Source organism: Variovorax sp. 01T439_2, assembly GCF_056398445.1.
Window position 1 is genome coordinate 1 of sequence record NZ_JBFTPJ010000497.1, and the last position, 4,353, is coordinate 4,353.

Below are 4,353 nucleotides of genomic sequence, written 5' to 3' on the forward strand. Positions count from 1 at the left end.
AGGCCGAGCTGCAGCGCCGCCCGGGCAAGAGCGCCGCCCCGGCGCGCAGCGCGAGCCGCAAGACCGCGGGCCGCAGCGCAGCACCCGCCACCGCCGCCAAGAAGGCCGTGCGGCGCGGCAGCAGCAGCAAACCCGGCTGAACGCCTCCTGGAGCCCCGTTTTTGCGGCGGTGCACAACACGCACCGCCGCAAAACATTGCGCTGGCGCATTCATGGTGCAGTGCACATAGGCTAGAGTGTCCCCAAGAGATAAAAAACGGGGACTGACATGGCCAAGAAGGCGCCACGCCGCACAGCGCAACGCATCCTCGAAGCCGCACTCGAGCTGTTCAACCGCTTCGGCGAGCCGAACGTCTCCACCACGCTGGTGGCGGGCGAGCTCAACATCAGCCCCGGCAACCTCTACTACCACTACCCCGCCAAGGAAGAGCTGATCAACAAGCTCTACGAAGGCTACGAGGCCGAGCTCAACGAGCTGCTGCATGCCAGCGAAGGCGTGCACGATGTGGAAGACGCCTGGTTCTTCATGCACAGCCTGTTCGAACTGATCTGGCGCTACCGCTTCCTCTACCGCGACCTGAACGACCTGCTGAGCAAGAACCGGCACCTGGAAACGCAGTTCCAGCTGGTGCTCAAGAACAAGACCCGCGCGATCCGCATGCTGATCGCCGGGCTGAGCCGGGCCGGGCACCTGGACATCGACGTGCACGAGGTCGACACCCTCGCCCAGAGCATGGTGGTGGTGCTGACCTACTGGCTCAGCTACGAGTACGTGCGCAATCCGCGCGAGGCGCTCGAACCCGCGCATGCCCAGGGCGCGCTGATGCGCGGCGGCCAGCACACGCTGCACCTGCTCGCGCCGTATCTCGGAGGCGAGCAGCGGCGGCATTTGCTGACACTGAGCAACGCCTACAGCGGCGATGATTCCGCAAGCGCGCGGCCTGCGCAGGCCAGCGCCGATTTGGCAGCCGAGGCCCGCTAACGCCATGTCCCATCCAGATTTCAAGCCGCTCTCGCTGATGTCCGCCAGCCCGGTTGCCGCGGCGGCTGCTGCGCAATCCTGGACACCGCTGCCCTACGCCGACCTGCCGCGCTACGACGCGCACAGCCTGCTGCCGCACTGGCCGCGGCTGCACGCGGGCCACGCGCTGCCGCCGCCGCCAAGCGGGCATCCGCTGGCCGATGGCTGGGCGCTCTATCACAACGGCGAGTTCGAGCGCGCCGCCGCCCTCGGCCTGGCGCATGGGCCGGAGGGCCTGGTGCTGGCCAACCAGGCCACCGCCGTCTATGCCAACTACCTGGAGCCGCGCGAATCGGTGCGGCTTTCGATGTTCCGCCAGGTCATCGAACGCGCCGCCGCGCAAGTCGGCGCCGAGCCCGACAACTGCCACGCGCTCTACTGGCAGGCCTATGCGCTCGGGCGCTACAGCCAGGGCATCAGCGTGGCGCGCGCGCTGGCGCAGGGCCTCGGCAGCAAGCTCAAGGGAGCGCTCGAGCGCGTGATCGAACTGCAGCCGCAGCATGCCGACGCGCACATCGCGCTGGCCGCCTTCCACGCCGAGGTGATCGACAAGGTGGGCGCGCTGGTCGGCCGCATGACCTACGGCGTGCGCGCCGAAATGTCGGTCGAGCTGTTCGAGCGCGGCCTCGAACTGCACCCCCATTCGCCCAGCGCGCTCATGGAATACGGCCGCGCATTGCTCATGCTGCACGGCGACGCGCGCCTGGGCGAGGCCACGCAGCTCTACGAGAAGGCCGCCGCGCTGAAGCCGGCGGATGCCAAGGAACGGCTCGACGTGGAACTGGCGCGCGCCGGGCTGTCGGACTGAGCCGCGCCTTGGTACCCGCGGGTACCGCGCACTTTAAGATGCGGGTTTCCCGCTTTTCAATCCGACCGCCATGTCCGACCTCAACGCCCTCTTCGAAGCCGCCCAGGCCAATTCCAAGCTGCTGCCGGAGCGCCCCGACAACCCCACGCTGCTCAAGATCTACGGCCTCTTCAAGCAGGCCACCGAAGGCGACAACACGGCCAAGAAGCCGAGCTTCAGCGACATCGTCGCGCGTGCCAAGTGGGATGCCTGGACCGCGCAAAAGGGCCTCGGCGCCGACGAGGCGAAGCAGAAGTACATCGACCTGATCGAATCGCTGCGCGCCTGAGCCGCAGCGCTCAGCCGACGATCCCGCGCGCATGCAGCGCGGCGATCTGCTCGGCGTTCAGGCCAATCTCCTTCAGGACCGCATCGGTGTCCGCACCCAGCGCGGGCGCGTTGCGCCGGTGGCTGGCCGGCGTGAGCGAGAGCTTGGGCACGAAGCCGGGCACCGCGAGCGTGCTGCCGTCCGGCATGTGCACCTGCTGCAGCATGCCGCGCGCGGCGTAGTGCGGGTCGGCCGCGATGTCGGCAATGGTGTAGATGCGGCCGGCCGGCACCTGCGCCGCATCGAGCGCGGCCAGCACCTCGTCCACCGTGCGCGCTGCCGTCCACTCGCCGATGGCGGCGTCGAGCATTTCCACCTGCGCCACCCGGCCCGTGTTGCCAGCCAATGACGGATCGGCCGCGAGGTCGGGCCGGCCGATGCACGCCATCAGCCGGCGGAAGATGCTGTCGCCGTTGCCCGCGACGATGGCATAGCCGCCGTCGGCGCAGCGGTAGGCGTTGGTCGGCGCAATGCCGGGCAGCGCGCTGCCGGCCGCCTCGCGCACCGCGCCGAACGCGCTGTACTCGGGCAAGAGGCTCTCCATGCAGTTGAAGACCGCCTCGTAGAGTGCCACGTCGACCACCTGGCCCCGGCCCTTCGGATACTCGGCGCTGACGGTGGCATGGCGGTGCTGCATCGCCATCAGCACGCCGATCACGCCATGCAGCGAGGCCAGCGTGTCGCCGATCGAAACGCCCACGCGCACCGGCACGCGGCCGGGCTCGCCTGTGAGGTGGCGCAGCCCGCCCATGGCCTCGGCCACCACGCCGAAGCCCGGCCGGTCGCGGTAGGGGCCGGTCTGGCCGTAGCCGCTGATGCGCAGCATCACGAGCGCGGGGTTGGCGGCCAGCAGTTCGTCGGGGCCGAGGCCCCAGCCCTCCATCGCGCCGGGGCGGAAGTTCTCGACCAGCACGTCGGCCTCGGCGGCCAGCTGCCGCACCACGGCCTGTGCCTCGGCCTCGCGCAGGTCGAGCGCGAGCGAACGCTTGTTGCGCGACTGCACCTGCCACCACACCGAGGTGCCGTCCTTCAAGAGCCGCCAGGTGCGCAGCGGATCGCCCGCGCCCGGCGGCTCGATCTTGATGACYTCGGCGCCGAAGTCGGCCAGCGTGCGCGCCGCAAAAGGCCCGGCAATCAGCTGCCCGAGCTCGACGACCTTGAGGCCGGCCAGCGGGCCCGCGGCCGGGGGAGGAGAAGAGGTGTTCGTCATGGCGCCAGAGTGTGCCGTGCCGCCGCCCGGCCTTCGCGAGGCGGGAAAACACCTATGAATTCTTGAGCCGGCGCGCGGCGGTCTTGCGGCGGTGCAGCAATCGCCGCGCGGCACGGCCTCTCTCCCGAGGAGAAAGGGCTTTGCTGCGATGCAATGCCGTGGCCGGCAGGCTTGCACAAAGGTCAAAAAAGTATCAATTTCGGGCGCCATCTCTGGTTGTTGGCGCCCGGGGCGATTCGTACAGTGCGCTCCGAGACAAGCAAAAGGAACCAACCGTCCATGCAACCCGATCTGGAAATCGTCGAAGTCCGCGGTGACGAATCGTTCACCGCCTGGGCGCACGGCTATCCGTATCGCACGGTGCGCTGGCATTTCCACCCCGAGTACGAGATCCAGCTGATCGTCGAGACCCGGGGCGTGTATTTCGTCGGCGACCACGTCGGCCACTTCGAGCCCGGCAACCTCGTGCTCATGGGCCCCGACCTGCCGCACAACTGGATCAGCGACGTGCCCGCGGGCCAGAGCGTGGAGCGGCGCGGCATCGTGATCCAGTTTCCGGCCGGGCTGGCGAAGAACATGGCGGCCACCTTTCCCGAGTTCGAGCGCATCGCGCCGCTCCTGGCCGAATCGGGTTCGGGCCTGCTCTTCCCGGCCGAGACCGCCGCCGCCGCCAAGCCGCTGATGGAATCGCTGCTGGAGGCGCGCGGGCTGCGCCGCGTGATCCTGCTGCTCTCGCTGCTCGAACTGCTGGCGGACAGCCAGGACCGCCAGCGGCTCGCGAGCCCTGCGTTCAAGCCCGACCCCAAGGCCTTCATGTCGCACGCGATCAACAACGTGCTCGCGCACATCGCGGCCAACCTGGGCGACGACCTGCGCGAGCCGATGCTGGCCGAGCTGGTGGGCCAGAGCCCGAGCGCGTTCTCGCGCGCCTTCCGCAAGCACACGGG

At 69.1% G+C, this 4,353-nt stretch carries 5 protein-coding genes; 4 read left to right on the forward strand and 1 reads right to left on the reverse strand.

Features of this window, described 5'->3' with window-relative positions; genetic code table 11:
• The first annotated feature begins 268 nt into the window (after positions 1 to 268).
• The 3 genes from AC1DOC_RS21445 (at position 269) to AC1DOC_RS21455 (ending at position 2,157) form a co-directional block, all read left to right on the forward strand.
• Positions 269 to 982: a TetR/AcrR family transcriptional regulator gene (locus AC1DOC_RS21445; RefSeq protein ID WP_012745512.1), complete on the forward strand. Its 714-nt coding sequence runs from the start codon at positions 269 to 271 to the stop codon at positions 980 to 982.
• A 4-nt stretch (positions 983 to 986) separates the two neighbouring features.
• Entirely contained in the window at positions 987 to 1,829 is an 843-nt protein-coding gene (locus AC1DOC_RS21450; RefSeq protein WP_278880136.1) for a tetratricopeptide repeat protein, read from the forward strand.
• 70 nt (positions 1,830 to 1,899) lie between these two features.
• Positions 1,900 to 2,157: an acyl-CoA-binding protein gene (locus AC1DOC_RS21455; RefSeq protein WP_012745510.1), complete on the forward strand. Its 258-nt coding sequence runs from the start codon at positions 1,900 to 1,902 to the stop codon at positions 2,155 to 2,157.
• A gap of 10 nt (positions 2,158 to 2,167) precedes the next feature.
• Here the strand turns inward: AC1DOC_RS21455 and AC1DOC_RS21460 are convergent, their stop codons facing one another.
• The gene (locus tag AC1DOC_RS21460; protein ID WP_478081354.1) at positions 2,168 to 3,406 is read right to left on the reverse strand and encodes a CaiB/BaiF CoA transferase family protein; all 1,239 of its coding nucleotides are present in this window, start codon (positions 3,404 to 3,406) and stop codon (positions 2,168 to 2,170) included.
• Positions 3,407 to 3,685: 279 nt separating this feature from the next.
• Here AC1DOC_RS21460 and AC1DOC_RS21465 point away from each other — a divergent pair.
• The coding region (locus tag AC1DOC_RS21465) for a cupin domain-containing protein (protein ID WP_478130446.1) at positions 3,686 to 4,353 on the forward strand (668 nt) is incomplete at its 3' end.